Here is a 25,046-nt window from a genome sequence, read left to right as displayed (position 1 = left end):
CTGAGCTGCCATGGACCGACGGTTGCGCCCGCACCGCTCGCGGCAGCAGCCCGCTCACCGTGGAGACGGAGGCTTCGACGATGAACCCCTATGTCCTGATTCAGAATCTGCTCAATCAGCTCGATCTCGGGTCCGCGGGGATCGGCGCTCGGTAGCGAGTGCATCCGCGCCGGAGTCGCGGGGCGGCTCGAGCATCGGCACGAGATAGTGCCGGGCCAGGGCCGCTACCTGCTCGTCGTCGTCGAGATCGATGACCTGGCTGGGAAGCGCCAGATAGGAGGCGGAGATCCGGACCATCAACTCGGCCACCAGATCGACATCGACCTCCTGCGCCACCTGGCCCGCGCGCTGCTCGCGGCGGAGCTGGTCGGCCACGAACCGGCGCACCATGGCGACGGTGTGTCCCTGATCGCCGATCATGGATGCGACGAGCATGTCGGGTTCGGCGGCGAGCAGGCCGCCGATGAGCGCTGGGCGTGCTCTACGCCTTCGCCAGCGGCATGATGGCGAATGTCATCCCGCACGAGGCACGCGCGGTGTACTACTCCCGAGGCGGTTCGCACCTGAAGGACCCGCATCGCCAAGACCGCGAAATTCGGCTACGACATCGGCACGGTCAACGCCTACCAACCGGGCGGCGAGATGATCGTGACCTGCGTCAAGACCCGCATCATCGATGCCGCGGTCCGGCATCTGCTGCCGCAGTCGCCGCACTGGCCGAAGGAACACATCCCGATCAGCCAGGACGACAAGATGGTCACCTGGCACAGCCGCGCCACGACCATCATGCGGACCTTCCGGGCCTGGAATCTGCAGATTCCGCAGGTCGAATCGGAGGGCTACCTGCGTACCTGGCAGCTGGCCGGTCACTTCCTCGGCATTCGCGACGAATACATTCCCGCGTCGTGGGAGCAGGCCGATGCCCAGGCCAAGCAGCAACTGGACCCGATCATCGAGGCGACGCCGGAGGGGATCGAGCTCGCGCACAACCTCATGGACCTGGGCTTCGGCCTCGATTTGACGCTGCTCAGCCAGCCGATTCTGGGCGCGTTCACTCGCTTCATCCTGGGCGACAAGATCGCCGACGATCTGCGGATCGCGCGGGAACCGGTGTGGGATCCGTTGCTGAAGTTCAGTTGGGGCCCATTCGTCGCCGTGCGCGAGGGCGTGATGGGCGTGATACCGCCGACCGCGGACGCGACCTGGCTGTTCGACGAATTCCTGCGGCAGTTCGTGCTGTGGTACATGGCCGAACTGCGGATGCCGCTCAGCATCGAGATCCCGCAGACCAACAGGTGATTCGCGAACTTCGCGGGCGACAAGCGATACCGGAGGCGAAGGTGGAACAGAGATGACAACGAATCCGAATCTCTCGCGAATCCGGCGCGGCGCAAGCGGAATATTCGTCGCCGCGACGGTCGCCGTCGATGGGCTCGCCGCGGAACTGGCGGTGCCGGCCGGCACCATCGGCCATGCGGCGACACCCGTGGGAGCCGTGGAACGGGTGGCCGTGGACGTGCGGATGGCTGATCCGTATCGGCGCCGAAGGGAGCTGGCGCGCGCGGCCGCGGTGGTCCGCGCGCGGCTGGACGAACTCGATCGTGCCGCCTCGCGCTTTCGCGCGGATTCCGAACTCGCCGTGATCAATTCGCGCAGCGCGGGCGCGCACCCAGCGCTTGACCTCGGGGTTGGTCTCGGCCTCCCTGAGGGCCGCGCTGATCGCCTGCGGCTACGACGACGATCTGGATGTGGTGCGCGCCCGCGGTGACGTGGGCTCGTCCGCATTCGATCCGAGCTCGATTCCGTTGCAGCACAAGGTCTTCGATGAGCAGCGGTGGAATCGGTCGAATCGACGCTTGTTGTCGAGATTCGTGGTTCATATATGCATCTGGATTATGCATCTGGATCGTGGATTGGCAGGCGATCTGCGAAGTGTGGGTCGGTTCGGCATTCGTTCACCTGTGAAGATTCACCGATAACCACCCGGCTGCCGGCCGCGCCACAGACTGTGTGATAGCGCACTAATAGTTTGTGCACTAACTATTGGTACGCTAATCTGACCTCGACACGAGGAGGGGCATGACGACCGACGTCGACGATCCGCTGCGGTTGGACCGGCAGGTGTGTTTCGCCCTGGCCGTCGCGAACCGATCGGTGCTGACGGTATATCGCCCGCTGCTGGAGCCTTTGGGGCTGACCCATCCGCAGTATCTGGTGATGCTGGCGCTGTGGGGCGAGGCCCCGATGTCGGTGAAGGCCATCGCCGAGGCGATCCAGCTCGATTCCGCTACGCTGTCTCCGCTGCTCAAGCGGCTCGAGTCGGCGAGCCTCATCACCCGCCACCGTGATCCGCGCGATGAACGCACACTGTTGATCGATCTGACCGAGGCCGGGTGGGCGCTGCGCCGCCAGGCCGAGTTGATCCCGCCGGCGGTCGTGCGGCGGCTGGGCGTGAGCCTGGCCGATCTGGAGGAACTGCGCGAGGTGCTGACCCGCGTCAATGAGGCCGCCCGGCGAGCCGCGCTCGCCGATACCCAGGGGAGCTACCGATGAGTGAGCAGAAGCCGAATCCGGTTCAGCGCGTGCGCTATATCTGCGGCGCCACCCTGCCGCCCTCGATGCAGCAGTGGGTCCTTCGCGATCTGACCGGCCCGGGCGCCGCCCGCCGCTACCTGCTGCGATTCCTGGTGCCGATCATTCCCGTGCTGTGCCTGTTCCTGCTGGTCCCCGGCCCGCTGTGGATCGGACTGTCGATGGCGGCGCTGCTGTACGTTCCGCTGGTCTACTTCACCATCGCGCTGATGTACGTGTATCGGCGTCACCGTCTGCTCAAGCACGGGCTCGATCCCGAACTGGCCGACATCGCCGAACGGCAGCGTGCGGCGGCCGAACGCGAGCAGTACGAACTGCGGCACGGTCGCGGCTGAGGGCCGCGCGGTCGCGGAATGTGTGCCCGCCGAACCGATTCCGCGCCACGACGCGAACGCCCGGTCTCGGCTCGTCGCGTCCGCCGTCGGTTATCGGGGGTGTACTGTAAGTGCTGTCGGTAATCGCACAGTGCGCTGTGCGCGCGAGCGGTGCGGCCGATTCGCTGGCCGGACGGGCCGTCGATGGTGAGAGTCTGAAGGACATCCGATATGAGTGAGCAGCCGAATCTGTTCAGCCACAGTCCGGTACCCATCGAGACGCCGGCGCCTGCCGGCGGGGTGGCGCATCGTCCGCTGTTTCGCAGTGCGAGTTCCTCGGCCGGACCCGAGGCCGGGGAGGCGCCCGCCGACGACGTAGCCCGGTAATTCACGCGGCGCCCGTCGCCGATCGGTTCGGGATCTCGGACACGATCCGGCAACGGGCGCGGCCGTGAGAACTGGCGACGATCGCGGTGAACGGGCGCGGGCGCGCGGTCGTGGCGGGAATTGATACGAAAGCTATACCCGTCGCAATCGAACCGTTAGCAAATCACCATCGAATTGCCGATTTTCCCTCTTGGACGGCGATCAGCTGCTGAAAGAGTGCTTTCGTGCTCCGGTAGTGTCGGTCCCGCAATCATTCGGCTAACGAATCGGCGGGGAAGTCACGACCAGGCGTTACCTGCTGGGGACGGAGTCCGGCGTGAGTGCTGTGACTTTCGGTTCTCCGGATATCCGGGGGCACGTACATCGGTTGTCGGCCGGTATCGCCGACGCGCAATGGCTGCGGGTGGCCGCGGAGACCTCGGCCGCATGCGTCAGCGCCGCGGTCGCCGGGCTGGCCATGATGATGCCGATCAGCCAATCCTGGCTCTCGCCGGGGTCGGCGTTGCAGGTCGACCTGCTGATCTTCAATATGCCGCTGGCCCTCACCGCCGGCGCGCTGATCGCCGCCATTGCGGTCTCGGTGGCGGCGGCGATCGGCAACAGCCGTCTGGCCTGGGGCGTGGTCTTCTGCGCGACCTTGGCGATGCTGGTGAACCACACCCTGCTGGTGAAACTGGAGACTCGGACACTATCGACGCTCAACTACATCGACTCCATGCTCGCGGGAGTGATCCTGGGCTGTCTGGCCGCGGCGGTCTGGCACCGCCGGGCCCCGGCCGGGGGATATCTGTTCGGTGCGCTGGCTTCGATTCTGCTCGCCGATATCACCCAGGTGCCGGATTTCGCTTCCACCGTCGCGGGGGAGGGCGCTCTGCGTGGGGCGCCTCCGGTCTGGCTGATTCTCACCGCACTCGTACTGATGCTCTGCGCGACCGTGCTGCTTCGCCAAGAGCGGCGACCGGAACCCGACGACACCGCTGTGGTTCCGCTGAAACCGGTGGTGTCCGCGGTCGTGATCGTCTCGGCGACGCTGGGGACCTCCGTCTGGATGGCGCGCGGCGGCGCGATCGTATCGATTCTGGTGGGCGGGGCGCTCCTGCTGCTCGCGACCGCGGTGGCGGCGCTGCTGCTCCCCGGACGCGACGGAATGCTGGTGGTCGTCATGGTGGCCTTCGCCTCGGCGGGGTCGGCCCTGCTCATCGTTCCGCGCCCGGTCTGGTCGACCGTGCTGGTGGTCGCTGCCGCGGGCGCCGGACTCTACGCCGGATGGCGCATTCGCCTGCCGTTGCCGGCTGTCGCCGGGTCTATCGCGCTGTCCATCGCCGCTGCGGTGAGCGCCGCAGTGGTGGACGTCCCGACCGCGGCGGTGACCGTGCCGAGCTGTATCGCACTGGCGGCGGTCGCCGGATATGCACTGGGTTGCGCGGTCGGCCCGCGGGCGACCAGTGCGGTCGTCGGCATCGTCATCCTGTTCGTGCCCTCCGCGGGGGTCGCCCTGCAGGGCCGCGAACTGGGCCGGATCGAATATTCGCACAGCTGGTTCCGCAGTGCGGAGGCCGCGGTCACCGCGGTGCCGGGACTCGTCGCGGCCGGAATCGGCATCGGGTGCGCCGCCATCGTGCTACTCATCGGGCGGCTCAGGCCGGTCGATCCCTTCGGCCGGCACGCCGCAGACGGCCCGGAGAGGACGAATTCGGCTCAGGCGCGGCGCAATTCGCTCACCACGTCGAAGTCGACACCGTCGGCATCGGCGAGGTAGACCGGCTGGGTGGTGTGCGCGCCGCGTACCTTCACCTCACCGCGCGGGCCGCCGTAGCGTACCCGGGCGGCATGGCGTTCGATATCGCGCACGTCGAGGCTGCGCGCCGCCTCCGCCAGCGAGGCGAACAGCAGCAGGCCCTCGTAACAGGATTCGCCGATGTTGTTCAGCGCGGGAGCGAAGGTGCCGTACCGAGCTGTGTAGCGGCTGCCGAAATCCATCGCCTCGGGCGATACCACACTCTCGAAATAGCCTGAGGCGGTGAACAATCCGCGGGTGCTGTCCGGACCGCCCGCGTACAGGACGTCCTCGCCGATCATCATGCTCAGGCGCAACCGGTGCTCGTCGAGTCCCGTGCGGGCGAAGGCGCGATTGAACGCCGCGCAGTCGGCGCCGACCAGCAACAGCAGCACCCCCTGCGCCGAGGAGTGGCGAATCAGGTCGAGGGCGGGACCGAAGGCGCGGCTGCCGAGCGGGACGAATGCCTCGCCGACGATGTCGATATCGCCGAATGCCGCCGCCTCGCGGGTGACCCGGGCGGTTTCGCGTGGCCACACGTAATCGTTGCCGACAATGCACCAGCGGCGGATGCCCTGCTCCGCGCGCAGCCAGCGCAGCGCGGGAAAGAGTTGATGATCGGGCGTCTCGCCGACCATGTACACGCCGTCGGAATTCTCGCCGCCCTCGTAGAAAGTGGTGTAGACATACGGGACCCGTCCGGCCGTGCGGGGCGTCAGCACCCGGCGGGCATCGGACAGATGCCAGCCCACCACGCCGTCGACGGCGCCGGTGCCGATCATGCGATCGATACGTTCGGCCAGCAGCGGCAGCGGCGCGCCCGAATCGACCGTGTGCAATCGCACCGGGCGATCGAGAATTCCGCCCGCGCGATTGATGTCCTCCACCGCCAGCGCGGCGCACGCCTCACAGGACGGGCCGAACAGGCCCGCCGGTCCGCTACCCGGCACCACCAGCGCGAGATCGACGGTTTCGCGCCCGCCGCGGGAGTTCGAAACCCTCACCGGAACCTCCGCCGCCCGAAAAATCCTTCGCCGAATAGTCACCCCCCGAGCCGACCATATCAACGACAGGGGGCGAGAGCTCCGCCACCGCGGTCACGAATTCGGTGACGGCCGGTTCGCCCTTCGTCAGCGTGCCGGTCTTGTCCAGCACCACCACGTCGACGCGCGCCGCCCGTCTCCAGCGCCGGGGCGTTCTCGAACAGCACGCCACGGCGAGCACCCAGCCCGGTGCCGTCCATGACGGCCGTCGGCGTGGCCAGGCTTAATGCGTCGGGGCAGGCGTCCATGTGCACGACTCCTCTCGCCAGGCGAGCTACCGCGCTCCCGATCGCCGCGGGCGTATTCGAACCGGCCTTCGGATTCACCCTCCGCCCGGAGATCGCCGCCCTGACCATGTCGGGCTCCAGCATCATCGTCGCGCCGAACGCGGTGTCGCTCGAACGACTTCGATTACCCGAGCGGCAGGGCTGAGACCCGGACCGCCGGACGGGCCGGGAGGATGCCGCCGCTACGCCCGGGCGCTGGGCGAGTGCGGAACGATCTCCGAGATCTGTGCGCACAACTGCCAGGGCCGCTCGGTGTCAACGGTCGACTTACCGCTGGTCAGAATCGCCCCGGACAGTCCGCGGTCGAGGTCGGCCCAGCCGTACTGTGTGGTCAATCCGCTACGGCCGAAATGGGTTTCGGTATGGGCGCCGAATTTCGACCGCCGCCCGCCCAGCTCGAAGCCCGCGAGACTTACCCGTCCCGCGATGCCCGGAATCCGGGGAGACGGTGCGATCGCGCTCCGCAGAGTGTCGGGGGACAGGATCCGCACGCCGTCGAGTTCACCACCGCGACAGAGGATTTCGTAGAAGCGCGAGAGTTCCGCGGCAGTGGTCACGAGATTGCCGGAGGGAAGCTCCGCGGTGAGGAACGCGCGCACCGAATCCGCCGAGGTCGAGGCGCTCATGCCACCGCCGAGCGCCTTGCCTGCCACCAGCGACCAGGCCCGGGAGGGCCGCGGTCCGGTGCGCACGCTCGGCACCACTCGATCGACGTCCTCGGGGCTCACCCCGAAGGTGGTCCATCGGAAACCGAGCGGATTCAGCACCTGCTCGGCCAGATGATCGCGCATCCGTTTGCCGGTCGCGCGTTGGACCAGCAGACGTAGGATCAATCCGCTGGTCAGTGCGTGATAGACGCGAAATCGCCGGGGCGGCCAACTCGGCCGCAATTCGATCAGCGCCCGCACCGCGAGCTCCTCGTCGACAACAGCGTCGAAGCCGCGGTAGCCCGCCGGCATGAACGGCACCCCGGCGGCGTGGGAGAGCACATCGGCGATGGTGATGCGGCCCTTGCCGTGCGCCGCGAATTCCGGAATGTAGTCGCACACCCGGTCTTCCGGCGCGAAGGCGCCCTGTTCGATCAGCATCGCCGTCACCGTCGCGGCGACGCCTTTGGCGGTGGAGAAACCGCAGAACGGAGTGTCGACGGTGATCGGTATGCGTTCGACGTCGGGCCCGTCGCCGGGGGCGTTACCCCAGCCATGGCCGATAGCCCGGTTCAGCACGATCGCGCCGCGGCGGCGCAGGCAGATCTGGATCGCCGGAGTGGTTCCCATCCGATACCACGCGCGGACCGACTCCCACACCGCCTCGACGTCGCCGCGGCGCAGGCCCACGGCGGTGGGGTCGTCCTCGGGGCCCACCGCGGTCACGGTGTCCGGATCGGCGGGTACGGAAACCATCGGGGCGACACTGCTCACGGCGTCAGCATAGTGATCGAAGGCATCGATGCAGGTCGGAGCGCGGAGCCGGCTCAATTGTGCAATTCGCGGGCGAGCGCTCCCACCGCCTTGCCGAGCGCCTCGACGGCGTAGGCCAGCTCGCGCGTGGCGGTGTCGCGGGCGTAGCCGCTGGCTCGGCCCACACCGGCGCCGGGGCGAGGGTTACAACCGCTCTACCAGCGAACTCTCAGCGGGTTCTGACCGATACCACCCGCCGCGCACTACAGCCGAGGTCCGACCGGTTCGACCGTGTGCCATCCGACGCTGGTCACCGACGGTTCCAGACTCAACCGGCTGACCGCCGATTCCATCTGCCGGTCGTCGCGCTGATCCCCGACCAGATCCGCGCGCACCTCCACCCGGCCCGCATCCTCGGCATTGGCGCTGGCGACCGACACGAGGCGGAAGTCCGTGCGCGCCAACGCCTGGACCAGCAGCGCACGCACATGCGCCTCGTGCGCGTCGTCGGTGACGGCGGTGAACGCGTAGTGCGCGGGTTGTTCGTTACCCGATTCCGGCTGGCGGTCGACCGCTCGCCCGGCCGCCCGCAACGCGATATTGACGATGACGACCGCGACCGTTCCCGCCGCCGCGGTGCCGTACATTCCGGCGCCGGAGAGCGCGCCCACCGCCGCCGCGCACCAGAGTGTCGCGGCGGTGTTGAGCCCCCGCACGTTCAATCCGTCGCGGATGATCACACCCGCGCCGAGAAAGCCGATACCGGAAACGATTTGGGCCGCGACCCGGGTCGGATCGGCAGCGCCGCCGTGAAAGCCGTGCGCGGACAGCAGCACGAACAACGCCGCGCCCGCGGAGACCAGAGCGTTGGTCCGCAATCCGGCCATCCGGGCGCGGTACTGCCGTTCGAAACCGATCACCGCACCGAGACCGACACCGGTGGCCAGGCGCAGCAGCATCTCCCAAGTCGACATGAGACACCCCTTCGATGGAGGGCGAGAACTCGCGCGCGCAGGCTACCGCGACATCGGCACGGGCCCGTCGACACGAGAATGGTCGCCGAGTGAATTCTTGGCAAAGCGACGTATATGGCTGCCATCGGGCACAGCGACCACCTCCTTCCGGGGCACTACCCGCGTAGAACGGCGCCGGCCGGCGGCGCCGGGAAGGAAGTAAACACCGCCGACCGGATCCTGGCAACCCTGCCGTGGGGCACCGATTTGACAATCGCAAACGCCGGGTTCACCCTTGTGCAGTCAGCACCTCGCTAGGCGAGGCTCCTGTACGAACACAGGCCACTGATCCGACGACGTCGAGAGACGCCCAGGGTTAGGACAGATCTTCCCGGATTAAGGGATGATCCGAAGTGGCTTCTCCCGCAAGGGGATACGTCGTACAGTGCCGAAGCTCTGACGAGAGGGGTGCGTATCCGCCGATCGGGCGGGTCTCCCTCTCGCGTGGTGCCGGTCACCAGAACAACGACGTGCGCGTGCGTCCCGGCAGCGAGGAGGTGAGGGGCGATGCCATCCGGAGATAGTCCGTATCCGAGTTCGCGAACCGAATCGTCCCCGGCTCGCTGCCCGTCGGCCTGAACTCACCCCCGATCCACCGCCTCGGCGTCGCCGGTGTGGGGTTCCGGGGTGCCGCGGGCTGCGCGCAGCCGGGTTTCACCTCTGAGGAGAACCCATGTACCGCACCGTCTTTCGTCGACTCACCGGCCGCCGCCTGACCGAATTCGAGCGCCGCAACCTGCGTTCCTGCCGTCCCTCGGCGCCCGTGCACACCGCAGCCCTCGGCGCTCACCTCGAACGCCACCCGGGCGCATTCCACTAGCCCCGGAACTCGAAAACAACTGGTAAGCACAGAGTTTCAGGAAGCGAGCGCGGCGATGACCACCTACTCCGACGACACCCGCACCCCGGCCGCACCGCCCGGCGCGGTCGCCGATCACGCCCACGTCGGCGATATCGTCGGCGCGCTGGGCGTGATCCGGCAGCACGACGGCCTCGCCGGTCGCAGCCGGATGCAGAGATTGCGCATGCTGGCGGCGGTGATCGGGCCCGGCCTGATCGTCATGGTCGGCGACAACGACGCCGGCGGCGTGGCCACCTATGCCCAGGCCGGTCAGAACTACGGTATGGCTCTGCTCTGGACGCTCGTGCTGCTGATTCCGGTGCTGTACGTCAACCAGGAAATGGTGGTCCGGCTCGGCGCGGTGGCGGGGGTCGGCCATGCCCGGCTCATCTTCGCGCGGTTCGGGAAGTTCTGGGGCGCGTTCAGCGTCGGCGATCTCTTCGTGGTCAACGCGCTGACCATCGTCACCGAATTCATCGGCGTGGCAATGGCTCTGAGCTATTTCGGATTGCCGAAGGCGGTATCGGTGCCGCTGGCGGCGGTCGCGCTGTTCGCCGTGGTCGCGGGTGGGTCGTTCCGGCGATGGGAGAGCCTGATGATGACGCTCATCGCGATGAACATCGTGCTGTTTCCGATGGCATTGCTGGTCCATCCGAGCGGATCGGGCACCGCGCACGGGCTTATCCCGTCGCTGCCGGGCGGGCTCTCCTCGACCCTGCTGCTGATCATCGTGGCGATCGTCGGCACCACCGTCGCACCGTGGCAGTTGTTCTTCCAGCAGTCCAACATCGTCGACAAACGCATCACCCCACGCTGGATCCGCTACGAGCGCATCGATCTGTGGCTGGGGATCGTGGTGGTGATGGCCGGCGCGATCGCGATCATGGCCGCGACCGCCTACGGATTGTCGGGAACCGGTCCGGTAGGCGGCTTCACCGATGCCGGGGCGGTCGCGGCGGGACTGCGCGCGCACGCGGGCCCGGTGGTCGGCGCACTGTTCGCGATCGTCCTGCTCGACGCCTCGCTGATCGGCGCCAACGCGGTCGGCCTGGCCACCACCTACACCCTCGGCGATACGCTCGGGCGGCGGCATTCACTGCACTGGAAGGTGTCCGAAGCACCCGGTTTCTACGCCGGCTACGCGGCCCTGCTGGCCGTCGCCGCCGCGATCTCGTTCAGCCCCGACCACGTGCTGGGCCTGATCACGCAGGGTGTGCAAGCGCTGGCCGGGGTGCTGCTGCCCTCGGCGACGGTATTCCTGGTGCTGCTGTGCAACGACCGCGACGTACTCGGCCCGTGGGTCAATACGCTGCGGCAGAACATCTGCGCCGCGATCATCGTCTGGGCGCTGGTGCTGCTCTCGGCGGCGCTCACCGCCGCCACGTTCTTCCCCGGCCTGAGCACCCGAACTCTCGAGTTCGGGTTGGGTGCGGGCGTGCTCGCCGGTCTGGCCGGGGGCGCGGTCGCCCTGCTCGCACACGGGCGAACCCGGCGCCGCTTCGCCGCGGCGACCGCGGCCCGATTCGGCGACCTCGACCCCGGTCAGGTGCAGGAACTGGACCGCGGCGCCGAACGCGCCGGACTGGCCGGGGACCGCGACACCTTCCGCACCCCGGCGCTGCACACACTCGAGCGTCCGTCGTTCACCCCGCTGCGCACCGCGGGCATGCTCGCGTTACGTGGATATCTGCTGGTGGCCGTCGTGCTGGTCGTGGTCAAGATCGTCGAATCCATCGGATGACGGGGCTCGGGCCGGTGGGATTTGCCTGATTCGAACCGCCGAACCCGGGTAGTACGCCTGCAAGCAGGCAGGAGTGCGGCCGCAGCCGGAAAACGGAGGTGCCATGATGACGGACCCGCGGATGGCGCGTGGAAGTGCGTCGCAGGAACAGGCGCCGCGACGGCGCCCGCTGCGCGCGCCGCGCAAGCATGCCGGTGAGGGAATAGAGGACACGTACAACATTCCGGGCATCGTGCTGTGCGCATTGAGTTTCGTCGCGCTGGCGCTCGCGCTGACCGCGGCCGGATACGGCTTCGGCGGGTGGGCGATCGTGGCCGGTGTGGTGTGCGCGGTATGTCTCATCGGCGGCATCGCGTGGATCGCGCTCGAGAGCAAGCGCACGCAGGCGCGCGACCAGTGGGAGCCGCACCAGCGACAGGGGCATTGACCAGCGCGTGAGCGCGGCCGGGTCCGCGCTGGGGAGACCGTTGCACCGATCCGGTCCAGGAGAGGAGAGACATGGTCGAGAAGACTCGCGCCGGCGGTTTCACCACCGACGACGCCGGAATTCCGGTGGCCAGCGACGAAGACTCGCTGACGATAGGCCCCGACGGCCCGATCCTGCTCAACGACGCGTATCTGATCGAGAAGATGGCCGCGTTCAACCGCGAACGCGTCCCCGAACGCCAGCCGCACGCCAAGGGCGGCGGCGCGTTCGGCGTCTTCGAGGTTACGCAGGATATGAGCGCCTACACCTGCGCGAAGGTGTTCCAGCCCGGGGCGAGGACCGAGATGCTTGCCCGGTTCTCCACGGTGGCCGGTGAGCGGGGCAGCCCGGACACCTGGCGTGATCCGCGTGGATTCGCGTTGAAGTTCTATACCGAGGACGGCAATTTCGACCTGGTCGGCAACAACACCCCGATCTTCTTCGTCCGCGATCCGATGAAGTTCCAGGACTTCATCCGATCGCAGAAACGCCGGGCGGACAACAACTTACGCGACCACGATATGCAGTGGGATTTCTGGACGCTGTCGCCGGAGTCGGCGCACCAGGTCACCTGGCTGATGGGCGATCGCGGTATCCCGCGCACCTGGCGTCACATGAACGGCTACTCCAGCCACACCTACATGTGGGTCAACGCCGAGGGCGAGAAGCACTGGGTCAAGTACCACTTCATCACCGACCAGGGTGTGCAGTTCTTCACCCAGGACGAGGGCGATCAGATGGCCGCGATGGATACCGACTATCACACCCGGGATCTCTGGGAGGCGATCGAGCGCGGGGACCACCCGAGTTGGACGCTCAAGATGCAGATCATGCCGTTCGAGGCGGCCAAGACCTATCGGTTCAACCCGTTCGATCTGACCAAGGTGTGGCCGCACGGCGATTACCCGCTCTACGAGGTTGGCCGGATGACGTTGAATCGCAACCCGTCCGACTATCACACCGAGATCGAACAGGCCGCCTTCGAGCCGAGCAACGCGGTCCCGGGAACGGGACCGAGCCCGGACAAGATGCTGTTGGGCCGGTGGTTCTCCTATCCGGACGCCCACCGCTACCGGATCGGTGCGAACTACAAGGAATTGCCGGTCAACGCGCCGAAGTCGCCGTCGCATTCCTACACCAAGGACGGCCACATGCGGCACCACAATCCGGGCGATCCGGTCTACGTGCCGAATTCCAAGGGCGGACCGCACGCCGAGCCGGGCCGGGCCGGGCCGACCGCCGGCTGGTACACCGACGGCGAAATGGTGCGCGAGGCCTACACGCTGCGCCGCGAGGACGACGATTGGGGTCAGGCGGGCACACTGGTCCGCCAGGTGCTTGACGACGCGGCACGAGAACGGTTGGTGGACAACATCGTCGGACATCTCCTCAACGGTGTGTCCGAGCCGGTCCTGGCGCGAGCCTTCGAATACTGGCGCAATGTGGACAAGGATCTGGGCGACCGGGTGGAATCCGGCGTCCGGGCGAAACAGGACGAGAAGGATCCGAAAGCCGACGGTCAGGGCAATCCCGCCCGGTCCTCCGCCCAGCGGAAGGCCTGACCGGACGTCCCGGACGAACGCGAACCCCTCGGCCGTGAGCCGCCCGGGCCGAGGGGAGCGAGCGGGCGGTTAACCGCGCGCGATCGTGGTATTTCCCGGCCATGATCGCGAATTCCGCTGCCGCGCCCCATGTCCTGCGGGAGTACTCGTTCATCGCCGACGGTCAGCGCGGCGCCCTGGTCGGGCCGCGCGGTGACATCTCGTGGATGTGTCTGCCCGGCTGGGACGGCGACGCGGTATTCGCCTCTCTGCTCGGTGGTTCCGGAATGTATGCCGTCACCCCCGCGAACCGGTTCGTGTGGGGCGGCTACTACGAGCAAGGCACGCTGATCTGGCGCTCGCGCTGGCTGTCCGGGTCGGCGGTGATCGAGTGCCGCGAGGCGCTGGCCTTTCCCGGCGACCGGCATCGCGCAATCCTGATGCGGCGGATCGTGGCGGTCCAGGAAGACGCCGAGGTCGATGTGGTGTTGCGGCCGGTGGCGCGATTCGGCGCGGAATCGGTCCGCCGGCCGCACTGCGAGGACGGGGTGTGGACCGCCCGTGCCGGCGCGCTTCGGATGCGCTGGACCGGGGCGCCGAAGGCGGAGCTCGATCCGAGAGGACCCGACCGCGGGTGGACCGATCACCTCGAGATTCCGGCCGGGCGCTGCCACGATCTGATTCTGGAACTGTCCGACCACGCGTTGCCCGAGGAGCTGCCCGACCCCGACACCTGTTGGGAGGCAACGGAAAACGCGTGGCGACGCGACCGCCCGGATTTCGGCGCGAGCGCCGCGCCCCGCGACAGCGCCCATGCGTTCGCCGTCCTGCGCGGGATGACCGCCGATACCGGCGGAATGGTCGCGGCGGCCACCACCAGCCTGCCCGAACGCGCCGACCAGGGCGAGAACTACGACTACCGCTACGTCTGGATCCGCGATCAATGCCTGGCCGGGCAGGCGATCGCCGTCGCCGGTCCGCACCCGCTGCTCGACGACGCGGTCGGGTTCACCGCCGCCCGGCTGCTCGACGACGGTCCCGCACTGGCCCCGGCCTATACCGTCGACGGGAAGAGCGTGCCGCCGGTTCGCGATATCGATCTGCCCGGATATCCGGGCGCCCGGCCGGTGATCGGAAACCGGGTGCGCGGGCAGTTCCAGCTCGACACCTTCGGCGAGACGCTGTTGCTGTTCGCCGCGGCCGCACGCCACGGCCGGCTCGGCGGCGATCATCGCCGCGCGGTCGATATCGCGGTTTCGGCGATCGCGGCCAACTACCACCGCCCCGACGCCGGTATCTGGGAGATCGAGGATCGGCTGTGGACCCATTCCCGGTTGATCTGCGCGGCCGGATTGCGCGCGGTCGCGGCCTGCCCTGACACCGGCGCCGATACCGCCTACTGCAGTGCGCTGGCCGATACGCTGGTGGCCGAGGCGGCCCGCACGGGCGTGCATCCGACCGGCCGCTGGCAACGCGCCCCCGATCAGCCCGGTGTGGACGCCGCGCTGATGCTGCCGTTGATCCGCGGCGCGATCCCGGTCTCGGATCCGCGCTACGCCGCCACCTTCTTCGCGGTGCAGCGGGATCTGACCACCGATTACTGCGTCTACCGCTACCGCCACGACGATCGCCCGCTCGAGGTGAGCGAAGGCGCGTTCCTGCTGTGCGGCTTCACGATGGCGATGGCGGCCGCTCAACTCGACCGCCCGGTGACCGCGATGCGCTTCTTCGAACGCAACCGCGCCTCGTGCGGCACCCCGGCGCTGTTCGCCGAAGAATTCGATGTCACCCAGCGGCAGCTGCGCGGCAATCTGCCACAGGCGTTCGTGCACGCGATGCTGCTGGAGTCCTCGTTGCGTCTCGGGCCGCTCGCGCCCGAGCTGCCGTCGGAGGCGGTGGTGGCGAGTGCGGACCGAGCCGGCTAGGTGATGCTGACCAGGTGATACGGCCTAGGTGATGTCGACGATCGGCAGCCGCAGCGCACCCGGTGCGTCGGCGGGAACCACGGGCGCCTTGGGCGTGACTGGGGCCAGCCGCCGATAGGGCGAACCCAGCGGCGGCCGCTGATCCGGCTCACCCTTGTTGGGCCATAGCGCCAGCGCTCGTTCGGCCTGTGCGGTGATGGTCAGCGACGGATTGACGCCGAGATTCGCCGAAATCGCCGAGCCGTCGACGATGTGCAGGCCCGGATGGCCGTACATGCGCTGATAGGCGTCCACGACACCGGTCTCCGGTGAATCGCCGATCACGCAGCCGCCGATGAAATGTCCGGTCATCGGAATGCCGAACAGGCTGGTGATGCCGGCGGTCGCGATGCCGTCGATCTTCTCGGCCACCCGGTGGGCGACCTCGTGCCCGGCCGGAATCGACGTCGGATTCGGTTGTCCCTCACCCTGTTTCGTGGTCATCCTGCGGCCGAACAGGCCGCGCTCGGTGTAGGTGGTGATCGAATTGTCCACCGACTGCATCACCAGCAGGCCGATCATCCGTTCCGACCAGTGGCGGGGATTGTGCACCTTCGCCAGATCGCGGCGGCGCCGCCAGTTCTCGCGCAACCACAGCCGGGCGGGAGAGGTGCTGCCGTCCTCGTCGTACATCACCGTCGTCATCAGCGACAGCACGTTGCTGCCCTTGCCGTAGCGCACCGGTTCGACATGGGTGTCGGCATCGGGATGGATCGAGGAGGTGATGGCCACCCCCTTGGTGAAATCGGTGTCGGATCGCCGGCTCCGGATCGACAGCAGCTCTTCGGAATTCGTGCGCGACAGATAGCCGAGCCGTGCGGAGATGTGCGGCAGCGAGCCGCGGTCGCGCAGCCGGTGCAGCAACCGCTGCGTACCCAGGGCGGCCGCGGCGAAGATCACCTGTTCGGCGGTGAAGCCGCGGCGCGCCTTGCGAACCCAGCGCCCGGTGCGGACGGTGTCGACGCGGTATCCGCCCGACGGCAGTGGCACCACATCGACCACGGTGGTGTGCGGATGTACGGTGGCCCCGGCCTTCTCGGCGAGATAGAGGTAGTTCTTCACCAGCGTGTTCTTGGCGTTGTGGCGGCATCCGGTCATACATTCGCCGCAGTGGGTGCAGGTGCGCCGGGACGGGCCGACACCGCCGAAGTAGGGGTCGGGCACCTCCTGTCCGGCGCGGGTGCCGTTGCCGCCGAACAGGACTCCCACCGGTGTGTGCCGGAACGACGCTCCGACACCCAGTTCCTCGGCCACCTCGCGCAACACCCGGTCCGAGGCCGTGGTCACCGGATTCGTGGTGACGCCGAGCATGCGTTTGGCCTGGTCGTAGTGCGGTGCCAGTTCGGTGCCCCAGTCGGTGATATGAGCCCACTGCGGGTCGGCGAAGAATTTCGCCGGCGGTTCGTAGAGGGTGTTCGCGTACACCAGCGAGCCGCCGCCGACACCAGCGCCGCTCATGATGAAGGTGTCCTTCAACAGGGTCAGGCGCTGGATGCCGAAACATCCCAGGCGCGGCGCCCACAGGAATTGCCGCGCCCGCCAGGAGTTCTTCGCGAACTCGTCGTCGGCGAAGCGGCGGCCGGCCTCGAGGACGCCGACCCGGTAGCCCTTCTCGGTCAGGCGCAGCGCGCTCACGCTGCCGCCGAATCCCGACCCGATGACTACCACGTCGTAGTCGAACCCCATCGCCGCGCCCTTTCCTGGTCCCGATCGTCCACTCGTACCGTATGGGCGGATCAGGGGGTGGACGCAGAGAGCGACGGCCAGAAAATCAATAGTTCCGGTCACGCCGGTAGGCGGCCGGGGTGGTTCCGGTCCAGCGTTTGAAGGCGTGGATGAACGGCGTCGCCTCCGCGTAGCCGAGCCGGATGGCGATGTCGTCGATGGTCAGCGGCGTCCCCGAGAGCATCTCCTGGGCGAGTGCGCGGCGCACCTCGTCGAGCAGCGCCCGATAGCTGGTCCCGGCCTCGGTGAGGCGGCGGCGCAGGGTCCGCACACTCATGTTGAGTTCCCGGGCAACCGCCTCGATCGGCGGCGGCGTCGTGATACCGGTCGCGCCGCTGCCGGGCAGCAGTCGTTCCCGTACCTCGGCCGCGATACCCGTGCGCGCGCTGCGGCGCTGCACCAGATCCCGGCACTGGGCGATACAGACCGCCCAGGTCTGCTGATTCGCCTGAGGTAGTGGCTGGGCCAGGATCTCCGGTGCGACGGTGAACATGGTGTGCGCGCGCCCGAAGCGCGGTCGCGCGCCGAGCACGGCCTCGAGCCGGTCGGTGTAGGGCGGTTCGTCGTAGCCGAATTCCATCCGGGCGAAGGAGAAGTCGTGGCCGAGCAGATCGGCCATCACCCGGTGCATCGCGACGATATCGCGCTCCACCAGGAATGTCTGCACATCCGGCGGGATGAGCTCGTGGTGGATCCAGGCGATCACATCGTCGCGCCGGTACTCGACGATCGGTGTGCAGAAAGCGAATCCGAGCCGGTAGTACCGTAAGGCGAGTGAAATCGCCTCGCGCAGCGTGGGACTGGTGACGCAGGCGAAGCCGAAGATGCCGAAGGTGCTCAGCCGGTACCGGCGCCCGACCTCGACGCCGAGCGCGGGGATGTCGCCGAGTTCGGCGACCAGACTGCGCACCACCGCCAGTTCGGCCTCGGCCGGAATCTGGGCGCTGGGGTCGGTGAGCGTAGCCGGCGCGATACCGGATCGGGCGAGCAGCCGCGCGCTGTCCACCCCGTGCTCGGCGGCGAATTCGATCATCACCGCCACGCTGGCGATCCCGCGGGGGAAATTCCAGGTGCGGACCTCGGGCGCCTCGACGGTGTGCATGGCACCATTATGGCCGGAACTATTGATCACTCGGGGCGATCAGCCGGGGATAGGGTTGTCGGATGGAGCAGGCGCAGTTCGCCGGCGGCCGGGAAGACCGCGATCGGGAATGGGACCGCAAGGTCCGCGGTGAGACGGAAACCGAACAGCTGGACCGCAATCTGACCAGCTTGATTCAGGAATTGCGGGTGGTGCAGACGGGCGTGCAGCTGCTGACAGGCTTCCTGCTGACGCTGCCGTTCCAGGCCAGGTTCACCACGGTGTCCACACCGATGCGCGGGTTGTACCTGGCGATCGTGACCGCCTCGATCGCGGCGACGGTCTTCCTTATCGCGCCGGTCGCCGCCCACCGCATCCTGTTCCGGCAGCATCGTCTGGGCAGTGTGGTGCGCACCGCCCACACCTTCGCGCTGGCCGGGCTGGCGCTGCTCGGCATCGCGCTCACCGGGGTCGCGGTGCTGATCTTCGACACGGTGGCCGGTGCGGTCGCCGCCATCGTCATCGGTGTGTGCTTCGCGGTGCTGTTTCTGCTGACCTGGTTCGCCCATCCGTGGCGGGAGCGCCGGCGCGGCGGCGAGACGCGGTGAGGGCGGCCACCGCGGCCCGAAATAGCGGTCGGCGGGAGTTTCACGCCGGGGTCGCCGGGTATCGCGCCCGATGTCAGTGATTTCGACGCGTTGGAGGTGAATCCCTTGTCGGAGCACGAGAAGGGCGGAGGCCGCGAAGGCCTCGAAGGCGTCGTGGAAGGCGCGAAGGGTAAGGCCAAGGAAGCCGCCGGCCAGGTATTCGGAAAGGATGAGCTGCGCGAGGAGGGTAAGGCCCAGCAGAGCCGCGCCGAATCGCAGCGCGAGGCCGCCCAGAAGGAGGCCGAAGCCGAGAAGCATCGTGCGGAAGCCGGTGTGGAGGAAAAGCGGCAACAGGCCTATCAGGGCAAGGGCGGCTCCTGACGGTGACGTGAGCAGAGCAGCCGACCGAAAGGGTGCCCGGCCGATGGGACCGGGCACCTTTTCTTCGGATTCGCAACGGGAAATGTGTCGCGCCGGGTATTACCGTCCCAGCGCACTGGCGAGCTGTTTCTTGGTCATCTTCGACCGGCCCTTGATATTGCGCCGGCGCGCTTCGTTGTACAGCTGATCGCGGGTCGGTCCCTGTGCGCCCTTTCCGGACCGCTGGCCACCGCGGCGCTGCGGCGACATATCGTTGGTGGAGCTGCGGCTCGCGGTGCGGGTCTTACCTTCCTGGGCGCGATTCTTGTTGACCGTGCGCGCGGCGATTTCCTGTGCGCGGTCTTTGCTCTCACCCCGTTGCCGCGCCGAGGATTTCACATGTTCGTATTGGCGTTCTTCTTTGGCTGACCATTCCTTGGGCATGACTACACCTTTCGGTCGTGCGGAGGGTTGGATGTATCACTACGTCGGCTGTGGCTCGCAGAGCGCCTGCTGCCGAAGACTTTTCAGCGTGCGCGACAGAATGCGGGAGACGTGCATCTGAGAGATCTGCAGTTTCTCGGCGATCTGATTCTGAGTCTTGGATTCGAAGAAGCGCATGATCAGAATTCTGCGTTCGCGGGTGGGCAGCGCGTCGATGAGCGGGCGTACCGCCATCGCGTCCTCGGTCAGCCGGTAGCACTGTTCCTCGGCGCCGAGCTTGTCCATGATCGCGCCGTCGTCGGCGTCGACGACGGCGTCGATGGAGTTCGGCTGGTAGGCGTTGCCGGCGATCATGGCCTGCACCACCTGCGGACCGTCGACGTCGAGAGCGTCGGACAGCTCGCGGGCCGTGGGCATGCGTCCGAGTTCGTGAGCCAGATGTTCGGTCGTCGGGCCGATGCGCAGCCACAATTCCTTAACCGCGCGCGGTACCCGGGTCGACCAGGTGTAATCACGGAAGTGACGGCGAACCTCGCCCATCACGGTCGGCACGGCGAAAGAGAGGAAAGAATTTCCCCGTGCCGGATCGAATCGATCGACGGCCAGGACGAGACCGAGCCTCGCCACCTGGTGCAGATCGTCGAACGTCTCGCCGCGGCCGGAAAATTTCCGAGCGATATGCTCGGCCAGCGGCAGGCAGAGTTCGATGATTTCCGCGCGGACCGACTCCCGATGTGGATCGGCGGGGTCCAGAGCGGCCAGCTTCTCGAACCAGGGTTCGATGTTGTCATAACTGTTGGCACCGTGGCGTGCGGCGGTTTCGGCACGACGGGCGATCGGTTCATGTGTCATTCGAGATACCTCGCTTCCAACTGAATCCGACCCAGATTGGGTACCCGTTGGTGCGGCTCTCAAAAGACGTCGAAGGGCGCACGCCGGAATATTCGCCGATTTCCGCGCGATGACCAGGGCGTACGCCGTTCCTGATAATATCCGGCATCGGCCGGAATGTGTGGTTTCAGCCCTCCGGCGTGTTGCCGACCCGCCGGTCGTAGTTCGCGCGGGCGGCGCGATCGACCTTATCGGGGAATATTCGGTGCACGCCCATGCGGCGGGCGGTGAATTCGCCGAAGGCGCGCGGAGTGAGCTTGTCGAACGCCATCGCCACCCCGGCCAGCCTGGTCACGGTGACCCGGCGCCGCGGTCGCGCGATCACCGTGCCCGGCAGCCGGACCGCGCTCACCCGCGCCGCTGGTACCGGACCGTGCACGGCTGCTGCAGCTGCACCACCATCTTGGAATGGTCGTTGTGGTAGCTGTCGGAGGGCTGCGCCATCTCGAATTCCCAGTCCCGCAACAGGATCGAGAAGATCGCCTTCAACTGCATGAGCGCGAACGCCTGGCCGACGCAGCGGTGCCGGCCGGCGCCGAAGGGGATCCACGTCCAGCGGTTCACCAGATCGGCCTGGTTGGGATCGACGTAGCGGCCCGGATCGAAGCGGTCGGGGTCGGGGAAGTCCTCCGCGATCCGGTTGGAGACCGCCGGTGTGGTCGCGACCAGATCGCCCGGCGCGATGCTGTGCCCGCACACCTCGAAGTCACCGCGCGCCACCCGCATCAGGATGATCAGCGGCGGATGCAGTCGCAGTGTCTCCTTCAACGTCGCCTCGAGCTGCGGAATTTGGCGCAGCGCATGGAAACTCACGTCCTGGCCGTCGGCGTAGAGCTCGTCGAGTTCGCCGACGACCCGGCCCAGCACCTCGGGATTGCGCAACAGCTCGATGGTGGTCCAGGCCGCGGTACCGGAGGTGGTGTGGTGGCCGGCGAACATCATCGAGATGAAGATGCCGGTGATCTCGCTGGCGGAGAACCGCAGTTCGCCCGGTTCGTCGCGGATCGAGACCAGCACATCGAGCATGTCGCGATTCTCTCTGCCCTGCGGCGGATTCGCGATCCGGCCGTTCATGATCTGCTGGACCAGTTCGACCAGTTTCGCCCGCGCCTCGTCGCGGCGGCGGAAGCTCTCGATGGGCGCGTAGGGGTCGACGTAGCACAGCGCGTCGGTGCCGCGTTCGAGTTCGTGATACAGGTGTGCGAACCGCTCGTCGAGTTCCTCCCGGAACTTCTTGCCGATCAGGCAGGCCGAGGAGGTGTAGATCGTCAGCTCGGCGAAGAACTCGAGCAGGTCGATTTCGCCCTCGTCGCCCCAGCCTTCGAGGATCCGGTCCACCTCGTGCGCGATGGTTTCGGCGTGCCCGCGCATGAAGTCACCACGCAGGGCCTGGTTGTGCAGCATTTCCTTGCGGCGCTCGGGGCTGGCGTCGAAGACCACACCGTCACCGAAGATCGGCTTCATGAACGGGTAGGCGGCGCCCTGGTCGAGATCCTCGTCGGCCGCGCGGAAGAAGAATTCGTTCGCCTCGGCGCCCGAGAGCAGGATGACGTCCTTGTCGGCCAGCCGGAACGAGCCCACATCGCCGCATTCCGCGCGCACCCGCCGCATCAGCGCGATCGGATCGGTGCGGAACTCGTCGAGATGGCCGTGCTCGTGTTCGCCCCCGGAGACCTGCCGCGGCTTGACCGACGTCATGAGAAATCCTTCCGCATTTCCGGATCCATCGTGATGGACACGTGTCTGGACGCTACTACGGAGGGGTGGACGAGGCAAGGTTCGGCACCGGTTCGAGCGGCGTCCGACCGGCGTGCGGGACGGGCAGTCGGGGAGGGGCGCTCAGCGTAGGACCGACGCCGAGCGCACGGTGCTGAGCTGCCGGATGATCGCGGCGGCGTGGTTGTCGAACCGGTCGCGGTCGATGGTGATTTCGCCGATCAGATACGGGCGGTAGCAATAGGCGAGCGCGCCGAAGATGGCCATCGCGTTGAGCGTCGCGTCGGTTTCATCGGGAGCCGGTGTGTCGGTGTCGTCGGCCGCGATCACCCCCGCGATCGGCCCGGTGATCACCGCGACCAGTTCGCTGCCGCGGCGGGTCAGTGCCGGGGTGGCGATCGATTCGACGAACAGGATGCGCCCGCGCCGGGGGTCCTCGGTGAGGAAATCGGTGAACGCGCGCACCACGTGACCGAACAGCAGGTTCCGGTCCTCGGGCGCTTCGGTCAGTGCGGCGAGCAGTCGATCCCGGCACTGTTCGACGGTGTTCTCGAGGATGGTGGTCGTCAACTCGTCGAGATTGGCGAAACTCTCGTAGAAATAACGTTCGGTGAGCCCGGCTTGTCGGCATACTCCGCGCATCGAGGTCTCGGCCGCGCCGACGCCGGCCATGAGCTCGTAACCGGCCTGCAGCAGCCGTTCGCGACGTGCGGCGATGCGGTCCGCCGGTTCGCGTCCACGCCAGGGGCGGCTGCCCGTCTTCGGAGTGTGCGGCGAATCGGCCATGGCGGTGATGCTATCGGGGGCGGCGACAAGGCGTTTTGTTGACATCGTCTGCTGTTGACATCTAGTGATGTCAACATTACCGTCGGAGCATCGCTTCGACCACCCGCAAGGACGCGCCATGAACACCTCGGTCTACGACGACCAAGCCCACGCGATCAGGGCTCGCGATGTGCGATTCGATTTCGACTCCGTCCCCATGCACTACATCCCGGGCGAGGTCATGGCCACTCACATCATCAACGTGATGCACCTGGTTCTCCCGGAGGGGGAACGCGCGATGGCCGCGGCCCTGGCCGAAGCGCTGCCCTCTATCGACGACGAGCGGCTGCGCGAAGAGGTGCAGGGCTTCATCGGTCAGGAGAATCAGCACGCCAGCTCGCACGCGCAGGCGCGCCGCCACCTGGAATCGCTCGGGCTGGACGTGGCCCCGATGGTGGAGACGGTGGCCTGGCTGGTCGATCGCATTCTCGGTGATCACGGCTTGACCGGCCGCGCCAAACACGAATGGCTGTGCGAGCGGCTGGGCCTGTTCGCCGGGATGGAGCACTACACCGCGGTGATCGGCGAGTGGCTGCTGACCAACGACGTGCTCGAGGCCAAGAACATGCATCCAGCGATGCTGGACCTGATTCGCTGGCACGGCGCGGAGGAGGTCGAACATCGCAGCGTGGTCTACGACGCGTATATGCACGTCGACGGCGGATATCTGCGCAAGGCCCGCACGGCCGTGCTGGCCAGCTCGTCGCTGCTGGTGCTGTTCGTGATCGCGGGCGGCTATCTGTTCGGCAAGGATCCCGATCCCCGCAAGGGACGATTCTGGCCGCTGCAATTCCTCAGCGCCTCCGCCCGCGGCGTGGTGCCGCAGATGTCGACCTTCCTGACCGAGATTCCGCGGTATCTGCGGCCCGGATTCCACCCCTCCCAGCTCGGGAGCATGGACAACGCGCTGCGTTATCTCGCGCAGTCGCCGGCGGCGCGCGAGGGCCGGCGGTGACGGCGGTGGCGTACGCGGTGGCCGCCGAGCGGCCGGGGTATCGGCCGTCGCTGCCGCTGCGGGCGGTCGGTGCGGTCTTCGACCTGTACAAGCGCGGCGTCACCGCAGCACCGTCGATCGACGTGTTGCCGCGACCGAATCCGGTGCGCCGCAGCGGTTTCGAGCGCGAACTGATCGTGGCCCGGCGCGAGATGCAGGCCGCGGATGTGGTCGTGCTGGCGCTGGTCGCTCCCTACGGCGAACGGTTGCCGCGCTGGGTTCCGGGCGCGCACATCGATGTGCTTCTCCCCTCCGGGCGTCAGCGGCAGTATTCGCTCAACGGAGATCCGGCCGACCGCGGAACCTATCGCATCGCCGTGCGCCACCTGCCCGACGGCGGCGGTGGATCCGACGAGATCCATCGCGACGTGGCGGTGGGGGACCGGTTGCGAGTGCGCGGGCCGCGCAACGCCTTCGGATACATCGATGCCCCGCACTATGTCTTCGTGGCCGGCGGTATCGGAATCACGCCGCTGCTGCCGATGGTGGCCGACGCCGAACGGCGCGGAATCGATTGGCGGCTGGTCTATCTCGGCCGCAGCCGGGCGACGATGCCGTTCCTCGACGAACTGTCGGCCCACCGCGGCGGACGGCTCGAGATCCGGCCCGACGATGAATTCGGTGTGGCCGATCTCGATCTGATTCTGGCCGACGTACCGCGCGGCACCGCGATCTACGTCTGCGGTCCGCCGCCGCTGATGGCCGCCGCTCTGGACACCGACGCCGCCCACGAGCCGACCGTTTCGGTCCACACCGAACGGTTCTCGCCACTGCCGGTTCGCCACGGCCGCCCGTTCCGAATCCGGCTGCGGCGCAGCGGTCGCACCGTGGACGTGGCCGCCGACGAATCGGCACTGGCGGCCATCGGCCGCGTTCTGCCCGATGTCGCCTACTCGTGCCGCCAGGGATTCTGCGGTACCTGCGCGGTGACCGTGCACGCCGGCGCTGTCGACCATCGCGATCGGCGGCTGAGTCCCGCCGAACGCGCGACGACCATGCTCACCTGCGTCTCACGCGCGGCGGGCGACTCCCTCGAACTCGACCTGTGAGCACGAGA

At 67.6% G+C, this 25,046-nt stretch carries 25 protein-coding genes, 3 pseudogenes and 1 riboswitch; of the genes and pseudogenes, 16 read left to right on the top strand and 12 right to left on the bottom strand.

Annotated features, from left to right (window positions below; translation table 11 throughout):
* Window positions 1-111: 111 nt before the first annotated feature.
* Window positions 112-435, bottom strand: a complete 324-nt coding sequence (locus tag C5E41_RS21980) for a hypothetical protein (protein WP_219823223.1) — start codon at window positions 433-435, stop codon at window positions 112-114.
* 35 nt (window positions 436-470) lie between these two features.
* On the opposite strand from C5E41_RS21980, the pseudogene C5E41_RS21975 reads away from it, so the two are divergent.
* The 6 genes and pseudogenes from C5E41_RS21975 to C5E41_RS21955 form a co-directional block, all read left to right on the top strand.
* Window positions 471-1,299, top strand: a pseudogene (locus C5E41_RS21975) (oxygenase MpaB family protein); the annotation flags it as partial.
* A 52-nt stretch (window positions 1,300-1,351) separates the two neighbouring features.
* Window positions 1,352-1,768, top strand: a complete 417-nt coding sequence (locus tag C5E41_RS34040; RefSeq protein WP_181063358.1) for a hypothetical protein — start codon at window positions 1,352-1,354, stop codon at window positions 1,766-1,768.
* Between the two features lie 311 nt (window positions 1,769-2,079).
* Window positions 2,080-2,553: a MarR family winged helix-turn-helix transcriptional regulator gene (locus tag C5E41_RS21965; protein WP_104377660.1), complete on the top strand. Its 474-nt coding sequence runs from the start codon at window positions 2,080-2,082 to the stop codon at window positions 2,551-2,553.
* Window positions 2,550-2,927: a DUF5313 family protein gene (locus C5E41_RS21960; RefSeq protein WP_063023185.1), complete on the top strand. Its 378-nt coding sequence runs from the start codon at window positions 2,550-2,552 to the stop codon at window positions 2,925-2,927. The genes C5E41_RS21965 and C5E41_RS21960 overlap by 4 nt, the downstream gene beginning before the upstream one ends.
* Before the next feature lie 210 nt (window positions 2,928-3,137).
* Complete coding sequence (locus C5E41_RS34035) at window positions 3,138-3,293, top strand: hypothetical protein (RefSeq protein WP_181063357.1); 156 nt, start codon at window positions 3,138-3,140, stop codon at window positions 3,291-3,293.
* Between the two features lie 316 nt (window positions 3,294-3,609).
* Entirely contained in the window at window positions 3,610-5,052 is a 1,443-nt protein-coding gene (locus tag C5E41_RS21955; protein ID WP_146097633.1) for a hypothetical protein, read from the top strand.
* Here the strand turns inward: C5E41_RS21955 and C5E41_RS21950 are convergent.
* Together C5E41_RS21950 and C5E41_RS36290 are read right to left on the bottom strand one after the other, a co-directional pair.
* Window positions 4,992-6,074 carry a substrate-binding domain-containing protein gene (locus C5E41_RS21950; protein ID WP_258081158.1) on the bottom strand — a complete coding sequence of 361 codons (1,083 nt, stop codon included), beginning with the start codon at window positions 6,072-6,074 and terminating at the stop codon, window positions 4,992-4,994. The genes C5E41_RS21955 and C5E41_RS21950 overlap by 61 nt on opposite strands.
* Window positions 6,075-6,168: 94 nt before the next feature.
* Window positions 6,169-6,352 (bottom strand): annotated as a pseudogene (locus C5E41_RS36290) (hypothetical protein); the annotation flags it as partial.
* Window positions 6,353-6,392: 40 nt separating this feature from the next.
* On the opposite strand from C5E41_RS36290, the pseudogene C5E41_RS21945 reads away from it, so the two are divergent.
* Window positions 6,393-6,545 (top strand): annotated as a pseudogene (locus tag C5E41_RS21945) (HAD-IC family P-type ATPase); the annotation flags it as partial.
* A 37-nt stretch (window positions 6,546-6,582) separates the two neighbouring features.
* Here the strand turns inward: C5E41_RS21945 and C5E41_RS21940 are convergent.
* Both C5E41_RS21940 and C5E41_RS21935 read right to left on the bottom strand, forming a co-directional pair.
* Entirely contained in the window at window positions 6,583-7,821 is a 1,239-nt protein-coding gene (locus tag C5E41_RS21940; RefSeq protein WP_258081157.1) for a beta-lactamase family protein, read from the bottom strand.
* 242 nt (window positions 7,822-8,063) lie between these two features.
* Window positions 8,064-8,774 carry an MgtC/SapB family protein gene (locus C5E41_RS21935; RefSeq protein WP_104377658.1) on the bottom strand — a complete coding sequence of 237 codons (711 nt, stop codon included), beginning with the start codon at window positions 8,772-8,774 and terminating at the stop codon, window positions 8,064-8,066.
* Window positions 8,775-9,056: 282 nt separating this feature from the next.
* Window positions 9,057-9,228: riboswitch (M-box (ykoK) riboswitch) on the top strand.
* A 258-nt stretch (window positions 9,229-9,486) separates the two neighbouring features.
* On the opposite strand from C5E41_RS21935, the gene C5E41_RS34030 reads away from it, so the two are divergent.
* From C5E41_RS34030 to C5E41_RS21910, 5 genes are all read left to right on the top strand, one after another.
* Window positions 9,487-9,633, top strand: a complete 147-nt coding sequence (locus C5E41_RS34030) for a hypothetical protein (protein ID WP_181063356.1) — start codon at window positions 9,487-9,489, stop codon at window positions 9,631-9,633.
* Window positions 9,634-9,688: 55 nt separating this feature from the next.
* Window positions 9,689-11,395: an NRAMP family divalent metal transporter gene (locus C5E41_RS21925; protein ID WP_104377656.1), complete on the top strand. Its 1,707-nt coding sequence runs from the start codon at window positions 9,689-9,691 to the stop codon at window positions 11,393-11,395.
* 103 nt (window positions 11,396-11,498) lie between these two features.
* Entirely contained in the window at window positions 11,499-11,822 is a 324-nt protein-coding gene (locus C5E41_RS21920; protein WP_258081156.1) for a hypothetical protein, read from the top strand.
* A 71-nt stretch (window positions 11,823-11,893) separates the two neighbouring features.
* Window positions 11,894-13,423, top strand: coding sequence for a catalase (locus C5E41_RS21915; RefSeq protein ID WP_104377655.1), 1,530 nt, complete (start codon window positions 11,894-11,896; stop codon window positions 13,421-13,423).
* Window positions 13,424-13,524: 101 nt separating this feature from the next.
* Window positions 13,525-15,327 (top strand): glycoside hydrolase family 15 protein, encoded by a 1,803-nt coding sequence (locus C5E41_RS21910; RefSeq protein ID WP_104377654.1) that lies wholly within the window; start codon window positions 13,525-13,527, stop codon window positions 15,325-15,327.
* 24 nt (window positions 15,328-15,351) lie between these two features.
* Here C5E41_RS21910 and C5E41_RS21905 read toward each other — a convergent pair whose 3' ends face one another.
* A complete protein-coding gene (locus tag C5E41_RS21905; RefSeq protein ID WP_104377653.1) occupies window positions 15,352-17,052 on the bottom strand; it encodes an FAD-dependent oxidoreductase in 1,701 nt (566 codons plus the stop codon).
* Window positions 17,053-17,137: 85 nt separating this feature from the next.
* The gene (locus C5E41_RS21900; RefSeq protein WP_104377652.1) at window positions 17,138-18,193 is read right to left on the bottom strand and encodes an AraC family transcriptional regulator; all 1,056 of its coding nucleotides are present in this window, start codon (window positions 18,191-18,193) and stop codon (window positions 17,138-17,140) included.
* 62 nt (window positions 18,194-18,255) lie between these two features.
* Here C5E41_RS21900 and C5E41_RS21895 point away from each other — a divergent pair, with 62 nt between their 5' ends.
* Both C5E41_RS21895 and mbp1 read left to right on the top strand, forming a co-directional pair.
* Window positions 18,256-18,780 carry a DUF6328 family protein gene (locus tag C5E41_RS21895; RefSeq protein WP_104377651.1) on the top strand — a complete coding sequence of 175 codons (525 nt, stop codon included), beginning with the start codon at window positions 18,256-18,258 and terminating at the stop codon, window positions 18,778-18,780.
* A gap of 105 nt (window positions 18,781-18,885) precedes the next feature.
* A complete protein-coding gene (gene mbp1 / locus C5E41_RS21890) occupies window positions 18,886-19,140 on the top strand; it encodes a microaggregate-binding protein 1 (protein WP_104377686.1) in 255 nt (84 codons plus the stop codon).
* A gap of 99 nt (window positions 19,141-19,239) precedes the next feature.
* Here mbp1 and C5E41_RS21885 read toward each other — a convergent pair whose 3' ends face one another.
* The 5 genes from C5E41_RS21885 to C5E41_RS21865 form a co-directional block, all read right to left on the bottom strand.
* Complete coding sequence (locus C5E41_RS21885) at window positions 19,240-19,563, bottom strand: plasmid stabilization protein (protein ID WP_104377650.1); 324 nt, start codon at window positions 19,561-19,563, stop codon at window positions 19,240-19,242.
* Between the two features lie 39 nt (window positions 19,564-19,602).
* Window positions 19,603-20,415, bottom strand: coding sequence for an RNA polymerase sigma factor SigF (locus C5E41_RS21880; protein ID WP_104377649.1), 813 nt, complete (start codon window positions 20,413-20,415; stop codon window positions 19,603-19,605).
* Window positions 20,416-20,581: 166 nt separating this feature from the next.
* Entirely contained in the window at window positions 20,582-20,806 is a 225-nt protein-coding gene (locus C5E41_RS21875) for a hypothetical protein (protein WP_104377648.1), read from the bottom strand.
* A complete protein-coding gene (locus tag C5E41_RS21870; RefSeq protein ID WP_104377647.1) occupies window positions 20,803-22,152 on the bottom strand; it encodes a cytochrome P450 in 1,350 nt (449 codons plus the stop codon). The genes C5E41_RS21875 and C5E41_RS21870 overlap by 4 nt, the downstream gene beginning before the upstream one ends.
* A 141-nt stretch (window positions 22,153-22,293) precedes the next feature.
* The gene (locus C5E41_RS21865; RefSeq protein WP_104377646.1) at window positions 22,294-22,956 is read right to left on the bottom strand and encodes a TetR/AcrR family transcriptional regulator; all 663 of its coding nucleotides are present in this window, start codon (window positions 22,954-22,956) and stop codon (window positions 22,294-22,296) included.
* A gap of 118 nt (window positions 22,957-23,074) precedes the next feature.
* Here C5E41_RS21865 and C5E41_RS21860 point away from each other — a divergent pair, with 118 nt between their 5' ends.
* Both C5E41_RS21860 and C5E41_RS21855 read left to right on the top strand, forming a co-directional pair.
* Window positions 23,075-23,950 (top strand): metal-dependent hydrolase, encoded by an 876-nt coding sequence (locus C5E41_RS21860; protein ID WP_104377645.1) that lies wholly within the window; start codon window positions 23,075-23,077, stop codon window positions 23,948-23,950.
* Window positions 23,947-25,038: a PDR/VanB family oxidoreductase gene (locus tag C5E41_RS21855; protein ID WP_104377644.1), complete on the top strand. Its 1,092-nt coding sequence runs from the start codon at window positions 23,947-23,949 to the stop codon at window positions 25,036-25,038. The genes C5E41_RS21860 and C5E41_RS21855 overlap by 4 nt, the downstream gene beginning before the upstream one ends.
* Window positions 25,039-25,046: the final 8 nt, after the last annotated feature.

The sequence above is a fragment of the Nocardia nova genome, assembly GCF_002933465.1.
Taxonomy (GTDB): domain Bacteria; phylum Actinomycetota; class Actinomycetes; order Mycobacteriales; family Mycobacteriaceae; genus Nocardia; species Nocardia nova_B.
Note: the sequence above shows the minus strand (reverse complement) of the source record. Positions and strands in the feature narration are given on the sequence as shown.

Coding starts and splice junctions, on each gene's coding strand:
- C5E41_RS21920 (WP_258081156.1), top strand. CDS start 11,499: ATGATGACGGACCCGCGGATGGCGCGTGGAAGTGCGTCGCAGGAACAG.
- C5E41_RS21980 (WP_219823223.1), bottom strand. CDS start 435: ATGCTCGTCGCATCCATGATCGGCGATCAGGGACACACCGTCGCCATG.
- C5E41_RS21885 (WP_104377650.1), bottom strand. CDS start 19,563: ATGCCCAAGGAATGGTCAGCCAAAGAAGAACGCCAATACGAACATGTG.
- C5E41_RS21925 (WP_104377656.1), top strand. CDS start 9,689: ATGACCACCTACTCCGACGACACCCGCACCCCGGCCGCACCGCCCGGC.
- C5E41_RS34035 (WP_181063357.1), top strand. CDS start 3,138: ATGAGTGAGCAGCCGAATCTGTTCAGCCACAGTCCGGTACCCATCGAG.
- C5E41_RS21905 (WP_104377653.1), bottom strand. CDS start 17,052: ATGGGGTTCGACTACGACGTGGTAGTCATCGGGTCGGGATTCGGCGGC.
- C5E41_RS21860 (WP_104377645.1), top strand. CDS start 23,075: ATGAACACCTCGGTCTACGACGACCAAGCCCACGCGATCAGGGCTCGC.
- C5E41_RS21865 (WP_104377646.1), bottom strand. CDS start 22,956: ATGGCCGATTCGCCGCACACTCCGAAGACGGGCAGCCGCCCCTGGCGT.
- C5E41_RS34030 (WP_181063356.1), top strand. CDS start 9,487: ATGTACCGCACCGTCTTTCGTCGACTCACCGGCCGCCGCCTGACCGAA.
- C5E41_RS21880 (WP_104377649.1), bottom strand. CDS start 20,415: ATGACACATGAACCGATCGCCCGTCGTGCCGAAACCGCCGCACGCCAC.
- C5E41_RS21910 (WP_104377654.1), top strand. CDS start 13,525: ATGATCGCGAATTCCGCTGCCGCGCCCCATGTCCTGCGGGAGTACTCG.
- C5E41_RS21960 (WP_063023185.1), top strand. CDS start 2,550: ATGAGTGAGCAGAAGCCGAATCCGGTTCAGCGCGTGCGCTATATCTGC.
- C5E41_RS21870 (WP_104377647.1), bottom strand. CDS start 22,152: ATGACGTCGGTCAAGCCGCGGCAGGTCTCCGGGGGCGAACACGAGCAC.
- C5E41_RS21935 (WP_104377658.1), bottom strand. CDS start 8,774: ATGTCGACTTGGGAGATGCTGCTGCGCCTGGCCACCGGTGTCGGTCTC.
- C5E41_RS21965 (WP_104377660.1), top strand. CDS start 2,080: ATGACGACCGACGTCGACGATCCGCTGCGGTTGGACCGGCAGGTGTGT.
- C5E41_RS34040 (WP_181063358.1), top strand. CDS start 1,352: ATGACAACGAATCCGAATCTCTCGCGAATCCGGCGCGGCGCAAGCGGA.
- C5E41_RS21915 (WP_104377655.1), top strand. CDS start 11,894: ATGGTCGAGAAGACTCGCGCCGGCGGTTTCACCACCGACGACGCCGGA.
- C5E41_RS21895 (WP_104377651.1), top strand. CDS start 18,256: ATGGAGCAGGCGCAGTTCGCCGGCGGCCGGGAAGACCGCGATCGGGAA.
- C5E41_RS21900 (WP_104377652.1), bottom strand. CDS start 18,193: ATGCACACCGTCGAGGCGCCCGAGGTCCGCACCTGGAATTTCCCCCGC.